The sequence below is a fragment of the Achromobacter pulmonis genome, from assembly GCF_002885955.2.
Taxonomy (GTDB): domain Bacteria; phylum Pseudomonadota; class Gammaproteobacteria; order Burkholderiales; family Burkholderiaceae_B; genus Achromobacter; species Achromobacter pulmonis_A.
This window is the reverse complement of the sequence record NZ_POQS01000001.1, coordinates 511,906-538,054: the sequence shown is the minus strand read 5'-3', so window position 1 is coordinate 538,054 and position 26,149 is coordinate 511,906. Positions and strand designations below refer to the sequence as shown.

18 protein-coding genes are annotated in these 26,149 nt (G+C 71.6%); 8 read left to right on the top strand and 10 right to left on the bottom strand.

Annotation, left to right across the window (positions count from 1 at the left end; all coding sequences use genetic code 11):
- The first annotated feature begins 69 nt into the window (after positions 1-69).
- Complete coding sequence (locus tag C1I89_RS02460; protein ID WP_102771211.1) at positions 70-333, top strand: hypothetical protein; 264 nt, start codon at positions 70-72, stop codon at positions 331-333.
- Here the strand turns inward: C1I89_RS02460 and C1I89_RS02455 are convergent.
- Positions 319-1,386: a DNA topoisomerase IB gene (locus C1I89_RS02455; protein WP_102771210.1), complete on the bottom strand. Its 1,068-nt coding sequence runs from the start codon at positions 1,384-1,386 to the stop codon at positions 319-321. The two genes, C1I89_RS02460 and C1I89_RS02455, sit on opposite strands and share 15 nt — an antisense overlap.
- 100 nt (positions 1,387-1,486) lie before the next feature.
- Here C1I89_RS02455 and C1I89_RS34390 point away from each other — a divergent pair, with 100 nt between their 5' ends.
- Together C1I89_RS34390 and C1I89_RS02450 are read left to right on the top strand one after the other, a co-directional pair.
- Positions 1,487-1,648, top strand: a complete 162-nt coding sequence (locus C1I89_RS34390) for a hypothetical protein (protein ID WP_181390871.1) — start codon at positions 1,487-1,489, stop codon at positions 1,646-1,648.
- 49 nt (positions 1,649-1,697) lie between these two features.
- Complete coding sequence (locus tag C1I89_RS02450) at positions 1,698-1,850, top strand: DUF3309 family protein (protein ID WP_102771209.1); 153 nt, start codon at positions 1,698-1,700, stop codon at positions 1,848-1,850.
- A gap of 43 nt (positions 1,851-1,893) precedes the next feature.
- Here C1I89_RS02450 and C1I89_RS02445 read toward each other — a convergent pair whose 3' ends face one another.
- Positions 1,894-2,727, bottom strand: coding sequence for a universal stress protein (locus C1I89_RS02445; RefSeq protein ID WP_102771208.1), 834 nt, complete (start codon positions 2,725-2,727; stop codon positions 1,894-1,896).
- Positions 2,728-3,224: 497 nt separating this feature from the next.
- Here C1I89_RS02445 and C1I89_RS02435 point away from each other — a divergent pair, with 497 nt between their 5' ends.
- Together C1I89_RS02435 and C1I89_RS34385 are read left to right on the top strand one after the other, a co-directional pair.
- Entirely contained in the window at positions 3,225-4,139 is a 915-nt protein-coding gene (locus tag C1I89_RS02435) for an EAL domain-containing protein (RefSeq protein ID WP_102771207.1), read from the top strand.
- Positions 4,140-4,290: 151 nt separating this feature from the next.
- A complete protein-coding gene (locus C1I89_RS34385) occupies positions 4,291-4,458 on the top strand; it encodes a hypothetical protein (protein WP_168202118.1) in 168 nt (55 codons plus the stop codon).
- A gap of 78 nt (positions 4,459-4,536) precedes the next feature.
- Here C1I89_RS34385 and treY read toward each other — a convergent pair whose 3' ends face one another.
- From treY to glgA, 8 genes are read right to left on the bottom strand one after another with little or no spacing between them, the layout of a single operon-like run.
- Positions 4,537-7,161, bottom strand: a complete 2,625-nt coding sequence (gene treY, locus C1I89_RS02430; RefSeq protein WP_102771206.1) for a malto-oligosyltrehalose synthase — start codon at positions 7,159-7,161, stop codon at positions 4,537-4,539.
- Positions 7,158-9,215, bottom strand: a complete 2,058-nt coding sequence (gene malQ / locus C1I89_RS02425; protein ID WP_102771205.1) for a 4-alpha-glucanotransferase — start codon at positions 9,213-9,215, stop codon at positions 7,158-7,160. Before malQ ends, treY begins: the two co-directional genes overlap by 4 nt.
- Entirely contained in the window at positions 9,212-10,999 is a 1,788-nt protein-coding gene (treZ, locus tag C1I89_RS02420) for a malto-oligosyltrehalose trehalohydrolase (protein ID WP_102771204.1), read from the bottom strand. Before treZ ends, malQ begins: the two co-directional genes overlap by 4 nt.
- Positions 10,996-13,107: a glycogen debranching protein GlgX gene (gene glgX / locus C1I89_RS02415; protein WP_102771203.1), complete on the bottom strand. Its 2,112-nt coding sequence runs from the start codon at positions 13,105-13,107 to the stop codon at positions 10,996-10,998. The genes treZ and glgX overlap by 4 nt, the downstream gene beginning before the upstream one ends.
- A gap of 38 nt (positions 13,108-13,145) precedes the next feature.
- Complete coding sequence (gene glgB / locus C1I89_RS02410; RefSeq protein WP_102771202.1) at positions 13,146-15,332, bottom strand: 1,4-alpha-glucan branching protein GlgB; 2,187 nt, start codon at positions 15,330-15,332, stop codon at positions 13,146-13,148.
- Positions 15,329-18,688 (bottom strand): maltose alpha-D-glucosyltransferase, encoded by a 3,360-nt coding sequence (gene treS / locus C1I89_RS02405; RefSeq protein WP_102771201.1) that lies wholly within the window; start codon positions 18,686-18,688, stop codon positions 15,329-15,331. The genes glgB and treS overlap by 4 nt, the downstream gene beginning before the upstream one ends.
- Positions 18,689-18,702: 14 nt before the next feature.
- Positions 18,703-21,891, bottom strand: coding sequence for an alpha-1,4-glucan--maltose-1-phosphate maltosyltransferase (locus C1I89_RS02400; RefSeq protein ID WP_258231313.1), 3,189 nt, complete (start codon positions 21,889-21,891; stop codon positions 18,703-18,705).
- A gap of 12 nt (positions 21,892-21,903) precedes the next feature.
- Positions 21,904-23,469 (bottom strand): glycogen synthase GlgA, encoded by a 1,566-nt coding sequence (glgA, locus tag C1I89_RS02395; protein ID WP_102771200.1) that lies wholly within the window; start codon positions 23,467-23,469, stop codon positions 21,904-21,906.
- A gap of 194 nt (positions 23,470-23,663) precedes the next feature.
- Between glgA and C1I89_RS02390 the strand changes: the two genes are divergently transcribed.
- From C1I89_RS02390 to C1I89_RS02380, 3 genes are read left to right on the top strand one after another with little or no spacing between them, the layout of a single operon-like run.
- The gene (locus C1I89_RS02390) at positions 23,664-25,436 is read left to right on the top strand and encodes a thiamine pyrophosphate-requiring protein (protein ID WP_102771199.1); all 1,773 of its coding nucleotides are present in this window, start codon (positions 23,664-23,666) and stop codon (positions 25,434-25,436) included.
- Positions 25,437-25,490: 54 nt separating this feature from the next.
- Positions 25,491-25,778 (top strand): hypothetical protein, encoded by a 288-nt coding sequence (locus C1I89_RS02385; protein WP_258231312.1) that lies wholly within the window; start codon positions 25,491-25,493, stop codon positions 25,776-25,778.
- Entirely contained in the window at positions 25,765-26,103 is a 339-nt protein-coding gene (locus C1I89_RS02380) for a DUF883 family protein (protein ID WP_102771198.1), read from the top strand. The genes C1I89_RS02385 and C1I89_RS02380 overlap by 14 nt, the downstream gene beginning before the upstream one ends.
- The last annotated feature ends 46 nt before the right edge of the window (positions 26,104-26,149 follow it).

The window sequence follows — 26,149 nt, the reverse complement described above, 5'->3', positions numbered from 1 at the left end:
CCGCGCCGGGGGCTTTTCCGGCGCACGCGACGCCGTAGCATGAAAGACCGGAACCGGAAGGAGATACGCATGAAACCCGCAGCCAAATCCGGACATGGCAAGTCCGCCCGCGCCCGCAAGGGGCCACAGGACGGCGCGCAAGACAACGTTAAGATACTGCCGCCTCGCGGTCCCGTCGACGTTCCGCGCATGCCGGACAAGCCGGACGCCTCGACACCGGACGAAGCCGCGCGCGACCGGCGCGCCGTGGTGGACAATCGCACCGAATCGAATTGGGCCGACGGCTCGGCGCCGCAGCCGCGCGCCAAGAACGCGCGTTCATCGATTCTTTGAGCCAGGCCCGCGGCCGCCTCGTTGCAGAAAGGCGAGCAGCCGGCGCTCGTCGGCGTCCAGCCCGCGCGGGCCGTCCGGCGCGCGTGCGCGCGGCGGCAGCCGGCCTTCCAGATAGGCCTCCAGGATGGCCGGATGCACATAGCAGGCGCGGCACACGGCCGGCGTGTTCGCCAGGCGCTGCGCCACCTGGCGGATGACCTCCACCACCGCCTGGCGGGCGCGGGCCGGGTCCGGCTCGGGACGGCGTTGCAGCGCGGCGAAGGCCAGCACCGACCCCGCCCAGGTGCGGTAATGCTTGGCGGTGAAATCGCCCGCGCCGGCCTCGCGCAGATAGGCGTTGACCGCGCCCGAATCCACCGGATGGCTCTCGCCTTCGTCGTCCAGGTACTGGAACAGCTGCTGTCCCGGAATATCCATGCAGCGCTTGATCACGCGCGCCACGCGCCGGTCGGCCAGCCTGACGTCGTGCGCCACGCCGCTCTTGCCGTGAAAGCGGAAACGGATGCGGCCGCCGGCCACGCTGGCGTGGCGGCGCTTGAGCGTGGTCAGGCCGTAGGAACGGTTCTGGCGCGCGTATTCGCGCGCGCCGATGCGGATCAGCGTGGTCTCCAACAGCCGCACCAGCGTGGCGATGACCTTGTCCTGCGACAGCCCGGGCGCGGCCAGGTCGCGCTGCACGCGCCTGCGCACGCGCGGCAGCGCCAGCCCGAAGGCCGCCAGGCTCTGGTATTTGTCGGCGTCGCGCACCGCGGTCCAGTCGGGGTGGTAGCGGTACTGCTTGCGGCCGCGCGCATCGCGGCCCGTGGCCTGCAGATGTCCGCGCGGGGTGGGGCAGATCCACACGTTTTCATAGGCCGGCGGTATCGCCAGCGCGTCGATGCGCGCGATTTCAGCCGCGTCGCGGATGCGGCGTCCCTGCGTGTCCAGATAGGCGAAGGCGCGGCCGTTGACCCGCATTCGGGTATAGCCGGGCCGGGCGTCGTCGACATAGACCAGGCCCGCCTCGGTGGTGGCGGACGGCGCGGACGCAGCGGTGGAGCGGGCGGATTTCATGCGGGCAGGGCAGGCGTGGAAGGAAGCGCGGCAAGCAGCATCCCGCGTGCCCGGGCACGCCGCTTGCTGCAAGCGGCTGGGATTCCCGAAGGAGGCCGCCATGCAAACTTTTTTCCATATGCACGTCCCACCCAAACCCGATCCGATTCCGCCGGGTTCGCCGCCGGGCGACCTGCCCGTGGACCCCGATACCGACGAACCGGACGTCGATCTGCCCCCGCTGTCGCCGCCCGGCAAGGAAATCACCCCGCCCGGGAAGTGATGTCCGCCCGTCGTTCCAGAACTCGAATCGATAAAGACGAGGAGTCGCCATGTCGACCATTCTGCTGATCATCCTCATCCTGCTGCTGATAGGCGCCGTGCCGGCCTGGCCGTACAGCAGGGGCTGGGGCTACTTCCCCAGCGGCATCCTGGGCATTCTGCTGATCGTGTTGATCGTGATGCTGCTGACCGGACGCTTGTAGGCGCGCGGCGGCGGGCGCGCGGACACCGCGCGCCCGGTTCCCGCTAGTGGGAGAACATGACCGGCAAGGTCATGTTTTTCAGGATCGACGCGGTGGCGCCGCCCAGCGCCCACTGGCGCAGCTTGCTGTGGCCATAGGCGCCCATGACGAGCAGGTCCGCGCTGAAGTCCGCGGCCGCGTTCAGGATGGTGCTGCCCACTCCCACGCCCTTGACGTCGCGGCGCACGTGCTCGGGCGCCGGCATGCCGTGGGCTTCGCAGAAGCTGGCCAGGTCCTCGAACGCGATCTGCGCCTTGCCGCGCGATTCGCCTTCCTCCATGGTCAGCACGATCAGGGTCGAAGCCAGGCGCAGCATGGGCGCGGCGTCGGCCAGCGCGCGGGCGGCTTCGCGGCTGCCATCCCAACAGCACAGCACGCGCTCGCCGATCACCGGGAAGGCGCCGATGGACGGCACCACCAGCACCGGACGGCCGGCCGTCAGCAGCGTCTGCTCGACGAACTCGATCTCGTGCGCGGCTTCGACGTCTTCGCGGTTCTCCTGGCTGACGACGATGAGGTCGCTGGCGCGGCCCAGCGCCGCGACGGTGGCGCTGGGCGAGGCTTCGCCGGCGCGCACCGCCGCCGGCACGTCGGCGGCCGCGGCGGAGGCGAGAAAGCCGTTCAGCACCGCATCGCGGCTCTGGGTCTGCAGTTGCTCCATGACGCTGGCGGCGCGCGACATCAGCACCGATTCGCCGTAGTAGTACTGCGGCGGCGCGGCGTTGGCGTAAATGCCGACGAGCTCGGCCTTGTGGCGGCGGGCCAGCCCGAGCGCGGCGTCGGTGCGGCGCTTACAGTCGAATCCGTGATCGAGGTGTACGGAAATGCGGCGGTACATGATGGCCTCCTGGGTTGAACGTGATCGGTCAACAACATGGTTGCGCGTTCGGTGCGATCGGCCCTTGATAAGGGTCAACCCGTACTCAGTTTCCACGAACGGCCGCAACTCCCCGCCATCGCATTGGCAACCAAAAGTGTCGGCCATCGCGTTAAAGACCGCGGGAGTACATATGGACACACTTCTGTATCTTTGCCGCGTCAAATATGAAAATTTGCCTGGAACAAACATAGGAAATCGCATAAAAAACGCTGTAGCTGGGAATACTCATGTCCAAATGTGCCGCTTTCTGCGCCCGGACAGCGCAGGCTCTGCCCGGTGGCACGCAAGGAGCGTCGGCATGACGTCGAATCACGAGGCTTCCACAGGCTCGGTGGCGAGCGACGACGAGATCGCCGCATTGGTAAATGGCAAGGATGGGCTGCGCGTGCTGCTGCAGCCGCAGGTGGACCTGTTGACGGGCCGTATCGTGTNGGTGGCACGCAAGGAGCGTCGGCATGACGTCGAATCACGAGGCTTCCACAGGCTCGGTGGCGAGCGACGACGAGATCGCCGCATTGGTAAATGGCAAGGATGGGCTGCGCGTGCTGCTGCAGCCGCAGGTGGACCTGTTGACGGGCCGTATCGTGTCGGCCGAGGCGCTGGCGCGCTGGCATCATCCGAGACTGGGCATCGTCATGCCCGGCGAATTCATTCCCGCAATCAACCGGCTGGGCCTGGACAGGGCCTTCTTCGAGCGCGTGTCCCTGCGCGCGATCGACATGCTGCTCACCCTCAGGCGCGCCGGCATCGCGGTGCCCCTCGCGGTCAATGCGCCCGCGTCCACGCTGTCGGACGAGCGCGCGGTGGACTTCTTGCTGGGCCGCATCCACGCCGCCGAACTGCCGGCTTCGCTGCTGCGCGTGGAGCTCACCGAAGACCAGCCGATCCGCGAACTCGACGTGCTGCGCGCGGCGCTGCTCAAGCTGGAGAACGCGGGCTGCGAGGTCAGCCTGGATGATTTCGGCACCGGCCACGCGTCGCTGAAACTGCTCTCGGCCATTCCGCTGTCCGAAGTCAAGATCGACCAGTATTTCGTCACCCGCATGCGGCGCAGCGCCGTGGCGTTCGAGGTACTGCGGGCGGCGGCCGAGCTGGCCAACCGGCTGGGCCGGCGGGTGGTCGCCGAAGGGGTGGAGAACGTGGCCGACATTCCCGCGCTGCGCGCCGCGGGCTGCCGCTACGGGCAGGGCTTCGCGCTGGGCCGGCCCATGCCGCTGGACGAACTGATGATGCGCCTGCGCACGCAGCGCGAGCGCGGCGAGGCGCTGGCCGCGCCCATCCCGTACGCCTCGACCTGGCTGGACGCCTATGACGACGCCCGCCAGGACGCGCCGCCGGCGCGTCGCACGCGCCACGTCACCACGCAATAGCGGCGCGCCCGCGCAGAATTTACCGGGCCGGCGCGCGGTTCTTGGCGTTTTTTTCCCTCTTGCATGTCGGGTTGCCCGGCCGTCGGCCTTGGGCACGCGGGTTGCTCTGCATAGTCCGGCGGAGTGTGTCCGCTTCATCAGGAGACGTGCAATGTCGACTCAGAACCAGCCCGACCAGCAGAAGCAGCCCCAGAAACAGCAGAGCCAGGAAGACCAGCGGGACCGTCGCCAGCCGGGGCAGCAATCCGGCCAGCAGGCCGACAAGGGCCGCCAGCAGCAAGGCCATGCGCCGGGGCAGCAAAGCAAGATGCCGCGCTGACGCCCCAAGGCCGCGCGCCGCGCCGCAAGGCGCGACGCCGGCGCAGGCCCTGTCCTGGTTGCCGGGCAGGGCCTTTATCTATTCATCGCCAGGCGGCCCCGACAGGCAGAGCGCCACCGGCAGGTCGCGCAGCGCTTCGGCCAGCGGCAGGCTGCCGTCGGCCAGCAGCGTCATGCGCCGGCCGTCCAGCGCGTTGCGCCAGCGGGCGGCAGGCAGGCGCAGCACCGTATCGGCCCAGTAGCCTCGCGCGGCGTCGGCGCGGCCGCGCGCATAGTCCGCCAGCGCCAGCGCGCACAGATGCGGCGCGACGATGAGCGCGTCGCCGTCGGCGTGGCGGCGCAGCCAGGCCAGCACCTGGCCGGACCGGGGGCCGTGCACGGGCACCGCCTCGCAATCGGCCCCGGCGTACAGCGCGGGCGTGCGCGCGCGCGCCGCCAGCAGCCGCTGGATCAGCGCCAGCTTGACCGCGCCGCTGCGCCAGGCCGCGTCCGACAGATCTGGGGCCGAAGCCGCACGCGCCTGCGCCAGCAGCGCCTCGCGGCGGGCGTAGTCCACCGGGCGGCGGTTGTCGGGATCGACCAGGCTGAAGTCCCACAGCTCCGTGCCCTGATACAGGTCCGGCACGCCCGGCAGCGTATTGCGCAGCAGGGTCTGGACCAGGCTGTTGACCATGCCGGCGGGCGCCAGTCCGGCGGCGAACGCGGCGATCTCTTCGAGCAATCCGCGGCCCGCGGGATCGGCGCGCAGGAAGTCCAGCAGGCCCTGGGCGGCGTCCTCGTAGGCTGGGTCCGGATCGGTCCAGCTGGTGTGCAGCTTGGCTTCGCGCAGCGCCTTGGTCTGCCATTGCCCGATGCGCCCGAACCAGTCCGCTAGCGCCGCGTCGTCCGGCATGTCGTCGCCCGCGCTCCAATCGGCCGGCCACGCGCCCACCAGGGTCTGCACCAGCAGATAGCGGTCGGCCAGCGTCGGCGCGTCGTTCGCCGCGGGCAGCGCCTGTATCCAGCGCAGCGCGGTATCGCGCCAGCGCTGCGGCATTTCGCTCAGCGCGGCCAGGCGGGCGCGCGCGTCTTCGCCGCGCTTGTGGTCGTGCGTGGCGGTGGCCAGCATGGCGCGCGGATGCGCCTGGGCGCGCGCCCGCGTGCGCGCCAGGAACTCGGCCGGCGCCAGCGCAAAGCAGTCGGGCGCGGCGCCGACCTCGTTGCGCGACAGCAGCGGTCCGTAACGGTAGAACAGCGTGTCTTCCAGCGCCTTGGCGGCCAACGGCGGAGTCAGTTGCTGGAAGCGGCGCAAGGCCAGCGCGCGGACCTCGGGGTCCGGCCCCGGCGAGCCGTCCAGCCACCCGTCCAGCAATTCCAGCAAGGCCGCGTCGGCGCCGCCGGCCGGGGCCGGCAGCAGTTGCGCCGCGCGCGCGAAGGCGGCGCGGCATACGCGGCGGTCGGCCTCGCCGCGCCCGCCGTCTTCGGCATAGCTGCGGTAGACGGGAAATGCCGTCAGCACGGCCGACAGCGCGCGGTCGATGGCCTGCGCGCTCCAGTCGCGGGTGCGCAGGTCCTGGCGGGCGATGCGCGCCAGGCAGCGCGCCAGCGCCAGCCGTTCCGACGGAAAGTGGCGCGCCAGCATGCGGCGGCGCGCGGCTTCCAGCTGCTCGCGCGGGGCGCGCACGTCGCCCGTCAGGGCCTGCCAGAATACGCGCAGCGGCGCTTCGGCGTCCGGGGCGTGCAGCAGCGCGCCGACCTGGTCCATGAAGTCGTAGCCGGTGGTGCCGTCCGTCCGCCAGCGCGGGTCCGGGCTTTCTTCGGGGGCCAGGATTTTTTCCACCACCACATAGGGCTCGCCGGCCTGGGCCAGGCGCTGGCCCAGGCGGCGCAGATAGGCCCCCGGCGCGGCCAGCCCGTCGATGTGGTCGATGCGCAGGCCGTCCAGGATGCCCTCGGCGTATAGCCGCAGCACCATCGCGTGGACCGCCTCGAACACCGCTTCGTCCTCGACGCGCACGCCCACCAGTTCGCTGATTTCGAAAAAGCGGCGCCAGTTGATCTGGTCGGGCGCGGTGCGCCACCACGCCAGCCGGTAATGCTGGCGTTCCAGCAGTTCGTGCAGGCGCCGGCGGCTCGCGTCCCGCGCGGGGTCGTACATATCCTCCAGCGACGCGCCGGACAGGCCGCGCGGAATCGAGGGCGCGGCCACGGGATACAGCGCGCCGGCGGCCTCCAGCGCGGGCGCGCCGCCGTCCGGATCGTGGCGCAGCCGGATCGCGCCGCGCGCCAGCGCCTCGCCATAGGGCTCGGCCAGCACCGGCAGCAGCACCTTGCCGCGCAGCGCGGCGTCCGGCGGGTCCCAGTCGATGTCGAAACAGCGCGCGTGCGCGCTGGCGGCGCCGTGCGCCAGCACGTCGCGCCACCAGCGGTTGTCCGGGTGGGCGGCCATGTGGTTGGGCACGATGTCGGCGATCAGCCCGAGCCCGCGGCCGCGGGCCGCCCGCGCCAGGCGCCGCAGCGCCGGCTCGCCGCCCAGCTCGGGATTGACGCAGCCGTGGTCGATCACGTCATAGCCGTGGGTGGAGCCGGCGCGCGCGCGGGTGATGGGCGACAGGTACAGGTGGCTGACGCCCAGGTCCGCGTAATAGCCCACGCGCGCGCAGGCGTCGTCCAGTGTGAAGCCGGCGTGCAATTGCAGGCGGATGGTGGCGCGTGGGGCGGTCATGGCGGGCCTCGCTCGCGGCCGGCGCGCAGCGCGTCCAGCCGCAGCCGCGCGCCGGGCTCTTCGAAGCAGGCGCGGTTGTCCAGCGGCAGGCGCTGGCGCCAGTTGGGATGCTGGTCTATGGTGCCGGGCAGGTTGGGCTGGTCCAGCGCTCCGGCCAGGTCCTCCATCGGCGCCAGCAGCAGCGGGCAGGGCGCGGAAGACACGAAGCGCAGCAGCGCGGGCACGGGCGGCGCGGCGGGCGCCGTGCGCTCGTCGGCGCCGATGGCCTGCGCCAGCAGCGCGCGGTCGGCGGCGCGTTCGCGGCGCAGCGTGTCGGCGCTTTCTCCCGGGCCGAGCAGGCCGAGGCGGGCGCGCCAGTCTATGTCGTGGCCGGCCCACCAGCCGCGCAGCGTGGGCAGGTCGTGCGTGGTCGTCATGGCCGCGGCGGCCGGCGGCCACGCGCTCGCGGGCAGGAACGGGGCGGATTCGCCGGGCCGGCGCATGAACCACAGCACGTCCATGCCCAGCACGCCGTGCGCGGCCAGCGTGTCGTCGAAGCCCGCGGGCACGGTGCCCAGGTTCTCGCCTATCACCAGCGCGCGGTGCCGCCACGCTTCCAGTGCCGTCAGCGCCAGCAGCGTGCCGAGCGGATAGCGCAGATAGGCGCCGCCGCCGGCCGGCGCGCCATCGGGCACCAGCCACAGCCGGGCCATGCCCAGGATATGGTCGATGCGCACGCCGCCGGCGTGCGCCAGCGTGGCGCGCAGCATGTCGATGAAGGCGGCGTAGCCGGAAGCCGCCAGCGCGCGCGGCGAGAATGCGGTCAGGCCCCAGTTCTGCCCCTGCGGGTTATGGATATCGGGCGGCGCGCCGATGGCCATGCGCGGCATCAGGTCGGCCTGGCGCGACCAGGCGTGGCTGCCGTCCGGACTGTCGCCCACCGCCAGGTCGGCCACCAGGCCGATCCGCATGCCGGCCTCGCGGCCCGCGGCGTGCGCCTGCGCCAGGCTTTCGGCCGCCAGCCATTGCGCGAAACAATGGAAATCCACCTCCTGGGCATGGAGGCGGGCAAAGCGGCGCACGCAGGGCGACTCGGGGTCGCGCCATTGCGCCGGCCATTGCGGCCAGGACGTATCCTCGCCGCCGCGCGCCGCGTGCAGCGCTTCGAACACCGCGTGGTCCCGCAGCGCCTGGCCCTGCGCGGCGCAGAAGCGCGCATATTGCTGGCGCAGGTCGGTCGCGGCCACCGCCTGGAACTGGCGGTGCAGGGCGCGCAGCAGGCGCTGGCGCCGCGCGCCCGCGTGGGGCCAGTCTATCCAGGGCGCCGCGCCGTATCCGCCGGGTTCCTCGACCTGGGCGCGGCGCAGCGCCGCGGCGCCCAGCACCGCCACCGGATTGGCGTACAGCGTGTTCAGGAACAAGCGGCTGGACGGCGCGTAGGGGCTGCAACGCGCCGGTTGCGCCGCAAACATGGCGTGCACCGGGCTGATGGCCAGCGCGTCGGCGCCCTGGGCGCCGGCCAGCCGCGCCAGTTCGCGCAGCGCGCCGAAGTCGCCGAAGTCGTCCTCCGGCTGCGGCCCGCCCGGGACCGGCGCGCGCCGGAGGCTGTAGACCTGCGCGCACAGGCCCCAGCTGCGCGGACGGGCCTGTCCGGTCAGCTCCGCCATGCCCGGCGTGCGGCGCGGCGCGACCGCCAGCACCGCGTCCTGTCCCGAAGCGAAGGACAACGCGTGATAGCCCGGCTCGTCGGGCGCGGTCAGCAAGGGGCCGGCCGCGCCCTCGATCAAACGGCCGGACTCGCAGCGGATCTGATACGCGCCGCGCGCGTCGCGCGGCAGTTTCAGCGGATCGCCGGCGCGCGCCGCGAGCAGCGGCGGCAGCCGCGCCGCTTCCTCGTCCAGCCGGTCCGCGCTTTCGCGTATGTCTCGGGCGCTGGCCGCGGGCAGGCCCAGGGCGGCCAATAGCGCCCGCAAGGCGTCGGGCGAGACGCGCTGCGGGCGCTGGCGCGCGTCGGTCCAGTGTTCCGCGATGCCGGCCCTGGCGGCCAGCGCCGACAAAGCGTCGTCCGCGCTCATGCCGGCTCCTCCAGCAGCCACACGGTGGTGTCGCCGCAAAGTTCGCCGCGCGCCAGGCCGTCGCGTCCGCCGGCCAGGGATTCGAACAGCAGCGTGGCGTACAGGTCCGCGCCCGGCAGCAGCGCCTGCGGCAGCGGCAGGCGGCGCGGCCCCAGGTTGGCGTAGACCTCCAGCCGCGCGCCGTCGGCCAGCCGCCAGCGCGCGAACACGCCGTGGCGGCCCACGGCGCTGGCGCCCAGGCTGACCGCGCCGGCCAGCCTGGGCGCGATCAGGCGGGCGCGCAGCTGCAGCAGGGCGGTATAGGTCTCCAGCCATTGCCGCGCGTCGTCGCCGGGTTCGGCGTGGCTGGCCAGCCAGGTCGCGGGGTCGTTGGGATCGGGCAGGCGCCGCGCCGCGTCGGCCCCCGCAAACTGCGCGAAGCGCGCGAACTCGCGCCGCCGGCCGTCGCGCACGGCCTGCGCCAGCGCCGGGTCGGCATGGCTGGTGAAATAAAGAAAAGGCGTGCGCGAGCCGTGTTCCTCGCCCATGAAGATCAAGGGAATCTGCGGCGCCAGCAGCTGCAGCGCGACCGCGGCGCGCAGCCGCGCCGGCTCGTCGACCAGGCTGGTCAGGCGTTCGCCGAAGGCGCGGTTGCCGGTCTGGTCGTGGTTTTGCAGGAACAGCACGAAGGCGGTCGGCGGCAGGTCGGCGCTGGGCTCGCCGCGCGGCTCGCCGCCGCGGTAGGGCGAGGGCTGCCCCTGGTAGAGCCAGCCCTCGGACAGGCAGCGCGCCAGCGCCTCGGCCGGGCGATCGGCGTAGTCGGCGTAGTAGCCCTGGGTTTCGCCGGTCAGCAGATGGTGCAGCACGTGGTGCGCGTCGTCGTTCCATTGGGCGTCATAGTCGCCGCAAAGCAGGCTGGCGCGGTTGTCGTCGTTTTCCAGCACCAGATGCACGCGGCGTTCGGCCGGGACGCGGCGGCGCACCTCGGCCGCCAGCTCGTGCAGCCACCGGTGGCCGACGATGGCGTGCACGGCGTCCAGCCGCAGGCCGTCGAAGCGGTACTCGGTCAGCCAGTACACCGCGTTGTCCTTGAAGAACTGGCTGACCGCCGGCTGGCGGAAGTCGATGGCGTCGCCCCAGGGCGTGTGCGCGTCCTTGCGGAAGAAGGGCGCGGCGTAGCGCGCCAGATAGTTGCCGTCCGGCCCGAAGTGGTTGTAGACCACGTCCAGCATCACGCCCATGCCCAGGCCGTGAGCGGTGTCGATCAGCCGCTTCAGCTCCTCGGGCGTGCCGTAGGCGGTGTCGGGCGCATAGGGCAGCACGCCGTCATAGCCCCAATTGCGCGGGCCGGGAAAATCGGCGATGGGCATCAGTTCCAGCAGCGTGACGCCCAGCGCGGCCAGCGCCGGCAGGCGCGCCTCCAGCTGCGCGTAGCCGCCTTCCAGGCCGGCGTGCGTTTCGTAAAGCACGCTCTGTTCCCAGGGCAGGCCGCGCCAGTCCGGATGGCGCCAGGGATAGGCGTCGGGCGCGACCACGATGCTGTCGCCGTGCACGTCGCCGTCCTGCAGGCGCGAGGCCGGATCGGGCATGACGGTATCGGCGTCCAGCCGGTAGTGGTAGCGCGCGCCGGGCGGGCAATCGACGTCCGCCTGCACGAAGCCGTCGGCGCCCGGGCGCAGCGCGATGGGGGCATGGCCTTCGACCTCCAGCGCCAGGCCCGCCGGCGCGGTCGGGGCCCACAGCCGGAAGCGCGTCACGCCGCTGTCGAGCAGCGTGGCGCCGAAACCGCCGCCGGCCGCCGTCATGATGCGTCTCCGTTCAGCTGCGCGGCCGCCAGCAGCACCACGCTGTGCGCCGCCACCGTGACCGCGGCGTCGGCCAGCGGCGCGGCCGGGGCCAGCGTGGCCGAATCCAGTTCGCGTATCCAGGCCGCGGCCGGCGCGGGCAGCGTGAACACGGCGGCCTCGTCGCCGGGGTTGAGCAGCAGCAGGGTGAGGTCGACGCCACCGTCTTCGCGCGAGGCGGCGCGGCGCAGCGCCAGCACGCGCTCCTGTTCGGCGTCCCACGCCGCCTGGTCCAGCGGCGCGCCGGCGGCGTCGAACCAGGCGATGGCGGCCACGCCCGGGCTGGGCTCGCGGGCGGCGTCGCTGTAGCGGGCGGCGCGCACGCTGGGATGGGCGCGGCGCAGCGCGACCAGGCGCGCGACGTAACGCGTCAGTTCGCGCCCCGCGTCGCTCTGCGCCTGAGTCCAGTCCAGCCACGACACCGCGTTGTCCTGGCAATACGCATTATTGTTGCCGTCCTGGCTGTTGCCGAATTCGTCGCCGGCCAGCAGCATGGGAGTGCCGTCCGACAGCAACACGCTGGCCAGCATGGCGCGCGCCGCCAGCGCCCGGGTTTCCAGGATGGCGGCGTCCTGGGTCGGGCCTTCCTCGCCCCAGTTGCGGCTGTAGTTCTCGCCGTGCCCGTCGTTGCCGTTCTCGCCGTTGGCCTCGTTATGGCTGTTGTCGTAGGACACGATATCGGCCAGCGTGAAGCCGTCGTGCGAGGCCGCGTAGTTGACCGTGGCCCAGGGCCGGCGGTGGCGGCGGTCGAACAGCTCGCGCGAGCCGCAAAGACGGGCGGCGATCTCGCCGCGCATGCCGTCGTCGCCGCGCCAGTAGCGGCGCACGCCGTCGCGGAACTTGTCGTTCCATTCCGCGAAACCGGGCGGGTGGTTGCCGAGCTGGTAGCCGTCCGGGCCCACGTCCCAGGGTTCGGAAATCAGTTTGAGCCGGGCCAGCGCCGGGTCCTGCAGCACCGCGTCGAAGAATCCGGAGCCGGGATCGTAGCCCGTGCCTTCGCGGCCCAGCGTGACGCCCAGGTCGAAGCGGAATCCGTCCACGCCGTAGGAACTGGCCCAGTAGCGCAGCGAGTCGGTCACCATCTGCAGCACGCGCGGGTGCGACAGGTTGACGGTGTTGCCGCAGCCGGTGTCGTTGATGTAGTAGCGCTCGTCGCCCGGCACCAGGCGGTAGTAGCTGGCGTTGTCCAGCCCGCGCCAGGACAGGGTGGGGCCCATTTCGTTGCCTTCGCAGGTGTGGTTGTAGACCACGTCCAGTATCACCTCGATGCCGGCGGCGTGCAGCCGGCGGATGGCCTGGCGCAGTTCGTTCGGGTTGTGCTGCAGGTAGGCCGGCTCGGGCGCGAAGTAGGACAGCGTGCTGTAGCCCCAGTAGTTGCGCAGCCCGCGTTCGGTCAGGAAGCGGTCCTGCAGGAAGGCGTGCACCGGCAGCAGCTCCACCGCGGTCACGCCCAGCCGCTGCAAGTGCTCGATAAAGCGCGGATCGGCCAGCGCGGCGCAGGTGCCGCGCAGCGGCGGGCGCAGGTCTTCGCGCAGCATGGAGGCGCCGCGCACGTGCACTTCATAGATGATGGTGTCCTGCCACGGCGTGGCCGGCGGGCGGCTGTTGCCCCAGATGAAAGGGGCTTCCTCGGGCACGATGGCCTTGGGCACGGCGGGTGCGCTGTCGCGGCGGTCGATGCTGAGGTCGCCGCGCGCGTGGTTCATGCGGTAGCCGAACAGCGCGTCGCTCCAGCGCAGCGGGCCGGTCAGCTGGCGCGCGTAGGGGTCGAGCAGCAGCTTGTGCGGATTGAAGCGGTGGCCATTGCGCGGATCGTGCGGACCATGCGCGCGATAACCGTAGACCAGGCCGGGATGGGCGTCGGGCAGATAGCCGTGCCAGACTTCGTCGGTGCATTCCGGCAGGTCGAAGCGGCGCAGTTCCTTGCGCGCCTTGGCGTCGAACAGGCACAGCTCGATGCGCGTGGCGTTGGCCGAGAACACGGCGAAGTTGACGCCCAGCCCGTCGCTGGTCGCGCCCAGCGGGTAGGGCTGGCCGCCCTGGATGCGGGTCAGTTGCGTGGGGTCCATAGCGGTCGGTCCATAGAAGCAGGGGGGTCCTTGGCCATTCAGCCTTCGTGCAGCAGAAACAGCGTGGACAGCGGCGGCAGCGTCAGCGACAGCGCCTGGGGCTGGCCGTGGGCGGGCGTGTCGCCGGTGCTGGCCCCGCCCAGGTTGCCCTGGCCGCTGCCGCCGTAGTCGGCGGCGTCGGTGTTCAGCGCCTCGGCCCAGCGGCCGGCGCGCGGCACGCCGATGCGGTAGCCGTGGCGGGCCACGGGCGTGAAGTTCGACACCGCCAGCAGGTGGCTGCGGCCGTCGCCGCGCACGAAGGCCACCACGCTGTTGTCGGCGTCGTCCAGCACGGCCCAGGCGAAGCCGGCCGGATCGGCGTCGGTGGCGTGCAGCGCCGGCAGCGCCTGGTACAGGCGGTTCAGGTCGGCCACCAGCCGCTGCACGCCGTGATGGCCGGGCTGGTCGAGCAGGTTCCAGTCCAGCGCGGCGTCGTGGTTCCATTCGGCCGGCTGCGCCAGTTCGCCGCCCATGAAAAGCAGCTTCTTGCCCGGATGCGCCCACATGAAGCCCAGGTAGGCGCGCAGGGTCGCCAGGCGCGCGGTCAGGTCGCCGGGCATCTTGGCCAGCAACGATCCCTTGCCGTGCACCACCTCGTCGTGCGAGAGCGGCAGGATGAAGCGCTCGCTATAGGCGTACACCATGCCGAAGGTGATGTCGTGGTGATGGTGCTTGCGGTGCACCGGATCGTGCGCCAGGTAGCGCAGCGTGTCGTGCATCCAGCCCATGTTCCATTTGTAGTGAAAGCCCAGCCCGCCCTCGGCCACCGGCGCGGTCACGCCAGGCCAGGCGGTGGACTCCTCGGCCACCATGATGGCGTCGGGATGGTCCTGGCGCACGGCGCCGTTGAGGTCCTGCAGGAACTGCACGGCTTCCAGGTTCTCGCGTCCGCCGTAGCGGTTGGGTATCCACTGGCCCGGCTGGCGGCTGTAGTCGCGATACAGCATGGAGGCCACCGCGTCGACCCGCAAGCCGTCCACGTGGAAGCGCCCCAGCCAGTGCAGCGCGCTGGCGATCATGAAGGCCTTCACCTCGGTGCGGCCGAGGTTGTAGACCAGCGTGTGCCAGTCGGGGTGATAGCCTTCGCGCGGGTCTTCGTACTCGTACAGCGCGGAGCCGTCGAAACGCGCCAGCCCGTGCGCGTCATCGGGGAAGTGCGCCGGCACCCAGTCCAGGATCACGCCGACGCCGGCCTGGTGGCAGCGGTCGACGAAGCGCGCGAAGGCCTCGGGCGGGCCGTGGCGGGCGGTGGGCGCGTACATGCCCAGCGGCTGGTAGCCCCAGGAGCCGCCGAAGGGATGCTCCATGACCGGCATCAGCTCGATATGGGTAAAGCCCATGGCGCGGGCGTAGGCGGGCAGCTTGTCGGCCAGCTGGTCCCACAGGCAGGCGCCGCCGGCCGGCGCGGCCCAGGACCCCGCATGCACTTCGTAGATCGACAGCGGGGCGCCGGGCGACTGGCGCGCGCCGCGCTGCCGCATCCAGTCCTCGTCGTTCCAGGCGTAGGGCGCGGGGTCGTCCACCACGGAGGCGGTGTCCGGCGGCGCCTCGCTGCGCCGCGCATGGGGGTCGGCCTTCAGCCGCTGAAGGCCGCCGGCGTCGGTGATGGCGTATTTGTAGCGCTCGCCGGGCCGCACGCCGGGAATGAAAATCTCCCAGACGCCGGCGCGGTGGCGCAGGCGCATGCCGTGGCGGCGCGTGTCCCAACCGTTGAAGTCGCCGACCACCGCCACGCGCCGGGCGTTCGGCGCCCATACCGCGCAGCGCAGGCCGGACACGCCGTCGATATCGACCAGCCGGGCGCCCAGCGCTTCGCCGGCGGCGTGCCAGCTGCCTTGCGCCAGCGCCTCCAGCGTGGCCTCGTCCAGCAGCAGGCCGAAGGCGTAGGGATCGGCGGTGATCTGCTCGGCGTCCGGCCAGCGGATGGCGAGCCGGTACGAGGCGCCGTCGCCGGCGCGGGCGTGATCCACGCGGCCCGCGTACAGCCCTTGCGCCTGTTCGCGCAGCGGCGTGCGCATGCCGTCGCCGTCCAGCGCTTCGACCGCCAGCGCGCCGGGCGCGTAGACCCGCAGCCAGCCTTGCCGCGGCCCCAGGATGGCGAAGGGGTCCTGGCAGCGGCCGGCGGCCAGCGCGGCCAGTTGCGCGGCGTCCACGGCGCCGGTGTCGGTCGGGGCGTCCTGGCTCATGAGGGTTTTCCTTCGGCGTCGATGGCGGCCGACATCAGTTGGCCGCGCGCCAGTTCGGCCAGCGCGCACAGCGGGATCGAGATCCAGTCCGGGCGGTGGGCGGCTTCGTAGCTGACTTCGTAGGCTGCTTTCTCCAGCTGGGCCAGCGCCAGCAGCGAGTCTTCGCGGTCATCGGCCGGTATCAGGTCGGAGGGGCGGGCCTCGCGGTATCCCTGCAGGAAGGCTTCGGCCGCGCGCAGGCGGAAGCGCGCCAGCAGCGCGTCGCGCAATTCGGCGGCTGCCGCGGCGGGGTCCCCCGGGGTTTCGCCCGCGCCGGCATTGGCGTCGGCCGCGGGGCCGCCCAGGGCGTCGGCGCGCGCCATCGTCGCCGCCGCGTAGTCGAAGGAGCGCAGCATGCCGGCCACGTCGCGGTAGGGCGAGGCCAGCGCGCGCCGCGCCTTCAGGTTGCTGGCCGGTTCGCCCTCGAAGTCGATCAGGTAGGCGTCGGCCTGTGCCACCAGCACCTGCCCCAGATGGAAGTCGCCGTGAATGCGCAGGTGCAGGGTGCCGGCCTCGGCCTGCGCCATGGCGGCCACGTGTTCGGCGAGCCGGGCACGGTGCTCGAAGAACCATTCGGCGCAGGCGCGCGACGGCGCTTCGAGCTTGTCGTACTGCGCGCGCAGGTCGCGTTCGGCGCGGTCCAGCAGACGCTGGATCTGGCGCGCGCGGGCCTCGGCGTCGGCCTGGCTGCAGCGGCGCGGCCGGAAGGCCGGGTCGTCGCAGGGCTGGGCCAGGACGGCGTGCATCTGCGCCAGGCGCTCGCCGATGGTGGCCGCCATCACCGCATAGCCTTGCAGGCCCTGCTCGAATTCCCCGGGGTCCTGGCCGACCAGCAACGCGTTGGCCAGCGTGCGCTTGAGCGTGTCCAGCGTCCAGTTCCAGGCGTCGCCCTCATTGATGACGTAGCGGTGGGCGATGGCCAGCGTATGGATCACGCCGTCGGCGTCCTCGCGCTGCACCTCGCCCAGCAGCGCCGGCACGTTGGCGTAGCCGGCGCGGGTCAGGTAGCGGGTCATCTCGGCCTCGGGCGAGCCGCCGGGCTGCACCGCGCGGATCAGCTTCAGGATCAGTTCGCCGCCGACGATGACCGAGCTGTTCGATTGCTCGGCGGTGAGCCAGCGCAGCTCGGCGTCGTCGGGGATCTCGATATCGGCCAGGCCGGACTCGGGCAGGAATCGGATGACGCCCGGCTTGTCGCCGGGCTTGCCGCCGCTGCGTCCGTCCAGTTCCTTGCCGGCCCGCAGCGCCGCGATCACGGCGCGCACGAAGCCCGGCTGCAGGAAGGCGTCGGCCAGCAGCCCGACCTCGGCGCCGCGGCGCACGCGCGCGATGGCGTACTGGATGAAGACGCTTTCGTCCCAGGACAGCACGAAGGGCGCCTGCGCGCGCAGGCCGCTGACGCCGTCCTCGGGTTCGACCTCGGCCCAGTAGTACTCGCCCTCGGCCGCGCCGAACGGCGTGGCGTAGGCCAGGCGCGCGCGGGCCGGGGGCTGGCTGGCCGGATACCAGCGCTGGCGCGCCAGGTACTGCGGCAGGATTTCGCGCTCCAGCGTCTCGCGCGAGGCGTCGGTCAATGCCGCGCCGCCGCGCGCGCGCAGCACCAGCGTGATCAGCTCGGGCATCTGGGCCGGCGCCGTGGCGTGCCAGTCCGGCGGGGCGGCGTCCACGCTCAGGTCCATCCAGTAAAAGCCGTAGGGCGGCAGCGTCAGCAGATAGGGCAGTTCGCCGATGGCGGGAAAAGGCGTACCGCCCAGCATCTCGACCGGCACGCGCCCGGAGAACTCCTGCAGCGGCAGCTCGACCGGCTGGGCCGCGTTGGACAGATTGGCCACGCACAGTATGGTGGTGTCCTGCCATTGCCGCAGATAGGCCAGGATCTTGCGGTTGCCGGCAAAGATGAAGCGCAGCGCGCCACGGCCGAAGGCATGGCTCTGGCGGCGCTGCGCCAGCAGGCGGCGGGTCCAGTTCAGGAGCGAATGCGGGTCGCGCTGCTGCGCCTCGACGTTGACCGCCTCATAGCCGTAGAGCGGCCCCATCAGCACCGGCAGCGGCAGCCGCTCGGGGTCGGCGCGCGAGAATCCGCCGTTGCGGTCCGGCGACCATTGCATGGGGGTGCGCACGCCGTCGCGGTCGCCCAGGTGCACGTTGTCGCCCATGCCGAGTTCGTCGCCGTAGTACAGCACCGGCGTGCCGGGCATGGACAGCAGCAGACTGTTCATCAGTTCCACGCGCCGCCGGTCGCGTTCCAGCAGCGGGGCCAGCCGGCGCCGGATGCCCAGGTTGATGCGGGCGCGCGGCTCGGCCGCGTAGACGTTCCACAGGTAGTCGCGCTCGCGGCTGGTGACCATCTCCAGCGTCAGTTCGTCGTGGTTGCGCAGGAAGATGGCCCACTGGCAGGTGGCGGGGATATCCGGCGTCTGGCGGATGATGTCGGTGATCGGGAAGCGGTCCTCCTGGGCGATGGCCATGTACATGCGCGGCATCAGCGGAAAATGGAAGGACATGTGGCATTCGTCGCCCGCGCCGAAGTACTCCTGCGCGTCTTCCGGCCACTGGTTGGCCTCGGCCAGCAGCAGGGCGTGCGGATATTCGGCGTCGATCACCGCGCGGATCTGCTTGAGCACGGCGTGGGTCTCGGGCAGGTTCTCGTTGTTGGTGCCTTCGCGCTCGACCAGGTAGGGCACCGCGTCCAGCCGCAGCCCGTCCACGCCCATGTCCAGCCAGTAGCGCATGACGGCCAGCACTTCCTTGAGCACCTGCGGATTGTCGTAGTTCAGGTCCGGCTGGTGCGAATAGAAGCGGTGCCAGAAGTACGCGTTGGCCACCGGGTCCCAGGTCCAGTTGGATTTTTCCGTGTCGCAGAAAATGATGCGCGTGTCGGCGTAGGCCTTGTCGTTGTCGGACCAGACATAGAAGTTGCGGGCCGCGGAGCCGGGCTTGGCGGCGCGGGCGCGCTGGAACCAGGGATGCTGGTCCGAAGTGTGGTTGACCACCAGTTCCGTGATCACGCGCAGCCCGCGGGCGTGGGCCGCGCGGATCAGCTTGCGCACGTCGGCCACGGTGCCGTAGTCGGGATGCACGCCGCGGTAGTCGGCGATGTCGTAGCCGTCGTCGCGCCGCGGCGACGGATAGAAGGGCAGCAGCCAGATGGTGTTCACGCCCAGGTTGGCGATGTAGTCCAGCTTCGATATCAGCCCGGGCAGGTCGCCCACCCCGTCGTCGTTGGAGTCGAAGAAGGACTTGACGTGAAGCTGGTAGATGACCGCGTCCTTGTACCAGAGGCCGTCGTCGTGCTGAGGCGGGGTTTCGCTAGTCATGGCAAGAGTAGCCTTTATCCGTGCAGCGACAGGCGCCACACGCGATAGGGTTGGTCGGGAGTCAGCGTCACGGCGCGGATCTTGCCCTGCCAGGACTCCTGCGTTTCGGCCAGCAGGTCCTCGGCGGCGAGCGCGCCCGCGTCGGGCTGGCCGAACAGCCACAGCGGCGCCTCGACGCGCGCGGCCTGGGGCTGGAACGGGTCCAGGCTGATGGCGGCCAGCACCACGTTGCCGTGGCCCGGCGTGCTCTTGTAGAAGGCCAGCACCCGGTCGTTGCCGCTGTCGGCCAGGGTCAGGCCGCGATGGCTTTGCAGCGCCGGGTTGGAGCGCCGGATCTGGTTCAGGCGCGCGATCTCGGCGCGGATATTGCCCGGCGCGTGCCAGTCGCGCTGGCGCAGCTCGTATTTCTCGGAATCCAGGTATTCCTCTTTGCCGGGCAGGGCCGCGCCCTCGCACAGTTCGAATCCGCTGTACACGCCCCACAGCCCGGAACCCAGCGCCGCCAGGGCCGCGCGGATCAGGAAGCCGGGCCGGCCCGAGGTCTGCAGGAAATACGGGTTGATGTCGGGCGTGTTGACGAAGAAATGCGGGCGGAAGAAGTCCGCGGCCGGCGGGCTGGACACTTCCTCGAGGTAGGCCGCCAGTTCCGTCTTTTCGTTGCGCCACGTGAAGTAGGTGTACGACTGGGTGAAGCCGATCTTGGCCAGCCGGTACATCATCTTCGGGCGGGTGAAGGCCTCGGACAGGAAGATCACGTCCGGATACTGCGCGTGCACGTCGGCGATCATCCATTGCCAGAACGGCAGCGGCTTGGTGTGCGGATTGTCGACGCGGAAGATGCGCACGCCGTGGCGCACCCAGAACAGCACCACGTCGCGCAGCGCCCGCCACAGCGCGAGCCGGCGCGCGCGCCGCGGCGGCGCGCCGTAGAACGACACGTTGACGATGTCTTCGTACTTCTTGGGCGGGTTCTCGGCATAGCGCAGCGTGCCGTCGGGGCGCCAGGAGAACCAGTCCGGGTGCTGCGCCAGCCACGGATGGTCCGGCGAGCACTGGATCGCGAAGTCCAGCGCCAGCTCCATGTCCTGCTCGCGCGCGGCAGCCACCAGCCGCAGGAAATCCTCCAGGCTGCCCAGCTGCGGCTCGATCGCGTCGTGCCCGCCCTGGGGCGCGCCGATGGCGTAGGGACTGCCGACGTCGCCCGGCTCGGCGCGCAGGCTGTTGTTGCGGCCCTTGCGGTTGCGCTGGCCGATGGGGTGAATGGGCGGCATGTACAGCACGTCGAAGCCCATGGCGCGCACGTCCGGCAGGCGCGCGATGACGTCGTCGAAGGTGCCGTGGCGGCCCGGATGGGGCGACTGCGAGCGCGGGAACAGCTCGTACCAGCTGGAAAAACCCGCCTGGCAGCGGTCCACCCAGAGCGGATAGGGCGTGGGGCTGACCGTCTCGAACGGCCGGTCGTCCAGCGCCCGCATGGCCCGCGCCAGTCCTTCGTCCAGCAGCACGGCGACCGGGTCGGCGGCCAGCGGCTGCGCGCCCAGCTGCTCGATCGCCTCGCGCACCGCGTCGGCGTCGGCCGCGGAACCGGCGCGCGCCAGCGCCTCGCGCAAAAGCTGCATGCCTTCCTGCACCTCCAGCCGCAGGTCCAGGCCGGCCCGGTGTTTCAGTTCCAGGTCGTGGCGGAAGGTCTGCCAGGCGTCCAGCCAGGCGCTGATGACGAATTCATGCGCGCCCACGCGGCGCGGCCGGAACACGGCCTCCCAGCGGTCGTTGGGGCCGCGCGCCAGCGGGGTGGCGCGCCAGCGCGTTTCGTCGGCCGCGCGCCAGCGCAGTTCGGCCGCCAGCTGTTCGTGGCCGTCCATGTAGATGTCGGCATGGACGGCGATGCGCTCGTGCGGAATGCATTTGATCGCGAACGCGCCGTCGTCGACCGCCGGGCTGACCCGTTCGACCGCGATGCGCGGATTGCCGCTGCCGTCGGCGCGCGAACGGTGGCGGCGCGACGGCTCGCGCACCGGCAGCGTCGGCTCCAGCAGGAACAGCGCGCAGTCGCCCGGCGGCAGCATGGCGGCCGGCGCGCTGTCCGGCGCGGCCGCGCCCACGGGCGGCGACAGCGGGACAATGTCGGCCGGCGGCAGCATCGGCGCCAGCGCGTCCCAGTCCAGCAGGGCCTGCGCGTCGGTGGAGGGATTGAGCGCCAATGCCGCCGTGGCGCCTTCGGCCGTGCCGCGCAACAGCACGGTGCAGCGGCCGTCGCGCCCGCCGGCCACGCGCAGCGGCCCTTGCAGGCGGGCGTCCGCGAACCACTGGTTCACGGCTTCCACATCGGCGAGTTCGCGTTCGTCGCGGTCGTCCAGCATCAGGCCGTCGGCGCACAGCGCGGCCGACCAGATGGCGCGCCGCCCGCGCGCCGGCGGCGGGGTGTCTGCGGGGTGGGGCGGCGCGGCGATGACCGGGGCGAGCGCGCGCAGCCGCGCGTCTTCGTCGGCCAGCCATTCGGCCTTGAAGTTCCACCACGGCAGCGAGGAAAACAGCCCGTCGAACTCGGCCTCGCGCAGTCCCGCCAGCATCGCGGGGGTAAGGCCCGGCGCCCAGGCCAGCAGTTGCAGACCGGCGTGATGCCGCCGCAGTTGCGCGGCCAGCCTGGCCCAGTCCGCGCCAGCCAGACGTTGCGGCGCATGGAAGGCCAGGCCGGTGACGCCGTGGCTGGCCCAGCGTTCCAGCCGTTCGGTCCAGGCCGCGAGAAAGCCAGGCGGCAGCGGACCGTCGCGCAGATAGCGCAGCCGGCGCGCCTGCGCGGGCTGGCGCGGATCGCGCGCGGGGTCGCCCGCCGGCGGCAGATACCAGTCGGGGCCGACGGTGGCGGCCACCGCGTCGTGCGCGCAGCGGTCCAGCACCACATCCACGTACAGCGCCAGGCCGTGGTCCGCCAGTTCGGCGGACACGCGCCGATACCACTCGGTGATGGGAACCTCGGCGCCGTCGAGCAGGGCGCGGTCGGCGTCGCGCGGGGCCTGCGTGCCGCCTTCTTCATCCAGCAGCCAGGGCGCCGGCAGCAGCACGGCGTTGAAGCCGCGCTGGCGCAGGCGCTCGTAAAGCCGCGGGCCGAGCGCGGCCGCGGGCTCCCGCTCGCGCGCGCCGCCGCGGGCGTGATAGAGGCGCAGCGGCGACTGGGTGGCGATGGCGGCGGTCGTGGGCGGCACCTGGCGGTCTCCTTACACGGGCGCCGGCACGGCGCCGCCGGCCGGCTGGCGCACGCCCAGCGCGGCCGCGCCCGCGGCGCGGTCGGCGCGCGCCGGCATGGCTTCCTGGGTTTCGGGTTCGGCCAGCGAGCGGTACAGGCTGGCGTACAGGCCGATGGCCGAGCGCCAGCTGAAGTCGGCGCTCATGGCATTGCGCTGCATGGTGCGCCAGAGCATGGCGTGCTCGCGCAGGGCCATGGCGCGCGCGATCGCCTCGGCCATGGCCGCCGGGCTATCGCCGTCGAACAGCAGGCCGTTGGCCGAGGCCATCGCCGACAGCGGCGCGCGCGGCCCCGGATCTTCGATGGTGTCGGCCATGCCGCCCACGCGCGAGCCGATGGGCAGCGCGCCGTAGCGCATGGCGTACAGCGGCGTCAGGCCGAAGGGCTCGAAACGGCTCGCGTGCAGCAGGATGTCGGCGCCGGCATGCAGGCGGTGCGCGGCCGCCTCGTCATAACCGATATGGGCCGCGCAGCGTCCGGGATAGCGCTGCGCCAGCGCCTGCAGCGCCTGTTCCAGACGGTGGTCGCCCTGGCCCAGGATCGCGACCTGCAGGCCGGGATGGCGTTCCAGCGCCTCGGGCAGGGCGGCCGCGGCCACGTCGGCCATCTTCTGTTCGGTCAGGCGGCTGCCCATGGCCATCAGCGTAGTGCCGGCGTCCACGTCCAGGCCGAACTCATGCTGCAGCGCGGCCTTGCAGCGCGCCTTGTTGGACAGGTCGCGCGCCGAATAGCGCAGCGCGCCCAGGTGCGGGTCGCGGGCGGGGTTCCACAGAATGTTGTCGATGCCGTTCGGAATCGGCAGCAGGTCGTCGGCGCGGCGGCGCAGCAGTTCGTCCAGGCCGCAGCCGAAGGCCGGCGTCATGATTTCGCGCGCATAGTTGTGGCTGACCGTGGTCACGCGGTCGGCATAGCGGATGCCGGCCTTCAGGAAATTCAGCTGTCCCCAGGCGCCTATGCTTCCGCCGTTGCGGTAGCGTTCGGGAATGCCCAGTTCGGCCGCGCACTCCATCGGGAAGCGGCCCTGGAACGCCAGGTTGTGGATGGTCATGATGCTGCGGGTCGCGTGCAGGCCCTGCGCATGCAACAGCAATGGCACCAGGCCGGCGTGCCAATCGTGCGCATGCACCAGATTGGGGCGCGCGACGCCGGGCAGGCCGCCGGCCACGCGCGCGGCGGCATGGGCCAGCGCCGCGTAGCGCAGCGCGCTGTCGGCGTATTCGACGCCCTGTTCGTCCAGGTAAATGCCGGCGCGGTCGTACAGCCCGTCGTTCTCCAGCAGCAGGAAATCCAGGCCCGACTGCGGGCAGCGGCCGGCCAGCAGGCGCGCATCGCCGCCCGGCAGGTTGTGCAGCGGCGCCACCACGCGGACGCGCTCCAGGCGGGCGCGCACGCCGCGGTAGGCGGGCAGCAGCACCATGAGCGGCGTGCCTGCCTGGGCCAGCGCGCGGGCCATGCCCGTGATGGCGTCCCCGAGGCCGCCCGTTTTGGCCAGGGGAAATGCCTCGCCGGCCACGATCAGGGTTCTAGTCTTCGCCATGCCTGCTCCCGGTGTATCGGGCCGCGCCGGATAAAAAAGTGCGACGCGGCCGCGGAAAACCTGGACAGCCGCAAGCGCCGTGCCCAAATCGCCGCCGCATTGTTTTCTTTTGTATCCGAGCGCCCCGCAGCAGGAATGGGGCTTGCTGCCGCTGGCGTCGTGTCCTCGGACCGCGACCATGACAGGAGCTGGGTATGAAAACTGTGTCGGACTTCGTCCTCGAAAGGCTGTCTCAATGGGGCGTCAGAAGGGTGTTCGGGTATCCCGGCGACGGGATAAACGACCTGATCGGCGCCTTCGGCCGCACGCAGGAACCGCTGGAGTTCGTCCAGGTCCGGCATGAGGAAAGCGCCGCTTTCATGGCCTGCGCGCATGCCAAGTTCACCGGACAGGTGGGCATGTGCATGGCGACCTCGGGGCCGGGCGCGATCCATCTGCTCAACGGCCTGTACGACGCCAAGCTGGATCACCAGCCCGTGGTGGCGCTGGTCGGGCAGCAGGCCCGCAGCGCGCTGGGCGGCGACTACCAGCAGGAAGTCGATCTGGTCAGCCTGTTCAAGGACGTGGCGCACGACTACGTGCAGATGGCCGCCACCGCCGGGCAGGCGCGCCACGTGATCGACCGCGCCATGCGCATCGCGATGGAGCGGCGCGCGGTGACCTGCGTCATTTTTCCAAACGACGTGCAGGATTTGCCGGCAGTAGAGAGCCCGCCGCGCGAACATGGCGCCGTGTACACCGGCATCGGCGTGACTTCGCATGCCGCGGTGCCGAACGAGGCGGCCTTGCGCAATGCGGCCGAGATCCTCAACCGCGGCGAGCGCGTCGCCATGCTGGTGGGCGCGGGCGCGCTGGACGCGGGCGCCGAGGTCCGCCAGGCCGCCGAGCTGCTGGGCGCGGGCGTGGCCAAGGCCTTGCTGGGCAAGGCCGCGGTGCCCGACGACCTGCCTTACGTGACGGGCAGCATCGGCCTGCTGGGCACCCAGCCGAGCTGGGACATGATGAACGAGTGCGACACGCTGCTGATGGTGGGCACCTCGTTTCCCTACGCCGAGTTCCTGCCCGAGGAAGGGCAGGCGCGCGCGGTGCAGATCGACCGCGACGGCCGCAAGCTGAGCCTGCGCTATCCGGTCGAACTGGGCCTGGTGGGCGACAGCCGGCTGACCCTGCAGGCCCTGATGCCGATGCTGGAACGCAAGACGGCGCGCCGCTGGCGCGAACGCATCGAGAAGCAGGTGGCGCGCTGGCGCGACACGGTGCGCGAGCGCGCCATGGTCGAGGCCCGTCCGCTCAATCCCCAGCGCCCGTTCCTGGAGCTGTCGCAGCGCCTGCCCGAGCAGTGCATCGTCACCTGCGACTCGGGCTCGGCGGCGAACTGGTACGCGCGCGACCTGGACCTGCGCGAAGGCATGATGGGCTCGCTGTCGGGCGGGCTGGCCACCATGGGCTGCGGCGTGCCTTACGCGGTGGCGGCCAAGCTGGCCTATCCCGAGCGTCCCGTGGTGGCGCTGGTGGGCGACGGCGCCATGCAGATGCTGGGCATCAACGAACTGATCACCATCTCGCACCGCTGGAAGGACTGGGCCGATCCGCGCCTGATCGTCATGGTGCTGAACAACGGCGACCTGAACCTGGTGACCTGGGAGCAGCGCGTGATGGGCGGCGACCCGCGTTTCGCGGACTCGCAATGGCTGCCGGCGTTTTCCTACGCGGACTACGGCCGGCTGCTGGGCCTGGAAGGCATACGGGTCGAGAATCCGCAGGACGTGGGTCCCGCCTGGGACCGTGCGCTGGCCGCCGCCCGGCCCGTGGTGCTGGAGATGGTGACCGATCCCGAGATGCCGCCCTTGCCGCCGCACATCCCGGCCAAGCAGGTCGCCGCCTACGTGCGCGCGCTGCGCAAGGAAGACGCGGCCGCGGGCGGCGCGGCGCTGCGCGCCACGATCAAGCAGTGGTGGGCGGGCTGACGCCGCGCCCGCCGGCTCCGCATATTGCGTTTGCGCACAGTTCAGGAGGCCATCATGGCAGAACCCAAATCGCCCGGTTCCCCCGACAACGCCGAAGGCGGCAAGTCCCCGCCGGACCAGAGCCCGGCCGAGCAGCCGGCGCCCGATCCGGGCGGCCGCAAGACCGACAAGAACGGACGCTGGCCGCCGGACAGCCTGCCCAATCCCATGCCGGGCCTGGACCCGCAGCAGACGCCGGGCATAGACCGGCTGGCGGGCACGCCGCTTGCGGAATGCGTGCGCATCCGCGCCGCACAGGGCGGGCGGCGGAGTTTTTCAAGGAGACCCTATGAGCAAGCATGAAGGATTGCGCGGCATATTCCATCCGGCCGACAGTTCGGCGCGCACGGTGCGCGACCTCATCTCCGGAACGGAGGCGCTGTTGCGCAGCACGGCCAGCTACGGCGGGTCCGAAATCGAAGCGGCCCGCGACCGCCTCAAGCAGCAGCTGGAGGCCGCGCGCGAACAGGCCAGCGGCTGGGAGCGCCTCGCCTGGGACCGCGCCCGCCACGCCTCGCACGCGGCCGACGAGTACGTGCACGAGAACGCGTGGAAAAGCATCGCGGCGGCGGTGCTGGTCGGCGTGCTGGCCGGCGTCTGCATGATGTCCGACCACCGCCGCCGTTGAGCGGGCCTCATCCATTTAACCCATTGATGATCGGCGAGGTATCCAG

What these genes read in the sequence shown, in the direction of transcription:
- C1I89_RS02460 (WP_102771211.1), top strand. Translation starts at nt 70, where the DNA reads ATGAAACCCGCAGCCAAATCCGGACATGGCAAGTCCGCCCGCGCCCGC.
- C1I89_RS02455 (WP_102771210.1), bottom strand. Translation starts at nt 1,386, where the DNA reads ATGAAATCCGCCCGCTCCACCGCTGCGTCCGCGCCGTCCGCCACCACC.
- C1I89_RS34390 (WP_181390871.1), top strand. Translation starts at nt 1,487, where the DNA reads ATGCAAACTTTTTTCCATATGCACGTCCCACCCAAACCCGATCCGATT.
- C1I89_RS02450 (WP_102771209.1), top strand. Translation starts at nt 1,698, where the DNA reads ATGTCGACCATTCTGCTGATCATCCTCATCCTGCTGCTGATAGGCGCC.
- C1I89_RS02445 (WP_102771208.1), bottom strand. Translation starts at nt 2,727, where the DNA reads ATGTACCGCCGCATTTCCGTACACCTCGATCACGGATTCGACTGTAAG.
- C1I89_RS02435 (WP_102771207.1), top strand. Translation starts at nt 3,225, where the DNA reads ATGACGTCGAATCACGAGGCTTCCACAGGCTCGGTGGCGAGCGACGAC.
- C1I89_RS34385 (WP_168202118.1), top strand. Translation starts at nt 4,291, where the DNA reads ATGTCGACTCAGAACCAGCCCGACCAGCAGAAGCAGCCCCAGAAACAG.
- treY (WP_102771206.1), bottom strand. Translation starts at nt 7,161, where the DNA reads ATGACCGCCCCACGCGCCACCATCCGCCTGCAATTGCACGCCGGCTTC.
- malQ (WP_102771205.1), bottom strand. Translation starts at nt 9,215, where the DNA reads ATGAGCGCGGACGACGCTTTGTCGGCGCTGGCCGCCAGGGCCGGCATC.
- treZ (WP_102771204.1), bottom strand. Translation starts at nt 10,999, where the DNA reads ATGACGGCGGCCGGCGGCGGTTTCGGCGCCACGCTGCTCGACAGCGGC.
- glgX (WP_102771203.1), bottom strand. Translation starts at nt 13,107, where the DNA reads ATGGACCCCACGCAACTGACCCGCATCCAGGGCGGCCAGCCCTACCCG.
- glgB (WP_102771202.1), bottom strand. Translation starts at nt 15,332, where the DNA reads ATGAGCCAGGACGCCCCGACCGACACCGGCGCCGTGGACGCCGCGCAA.
- treS (WP_102771201.1), bottom strand. Translation starts at nt 18,688, where the DNA reads ATGACTAGCGAAACCCCGCCTCAGCACGACGACGGCCTCTGGTACAAG.
- glgA (WP_102771200.1), bottom strand. Translation starts at nt 23,469, where the DNA reads ATGGCGAAGACTAGAACCCTGATCGTGGCCGGCGAGGCATTTCCCCTG.
- C1I89_RS02390 (WP_102771199.1), top strand. Translation starts at nt 23,664, where the DNA reads ATGAAAACTGTGTCGGACTTCGTCCTCGAAAGGCTGTCTCAATGGGGC.
- C1I89_RS02385 (WP_258231312.1), top strand. Translation starts at nt 25,491, where the DNA reads ATGGCAGAACCCAAATCGCCCGGTTCCCCCGACAACGCCGAAGGCGGC.
- C1I89_RS02380 (WP_102771198.1), top strand. Translation starts at nt 25,765, where the DNA reads ATGAGCAAGCATGAAGGATTGCGCGGCATATTCCATCCGGCCGACAGT.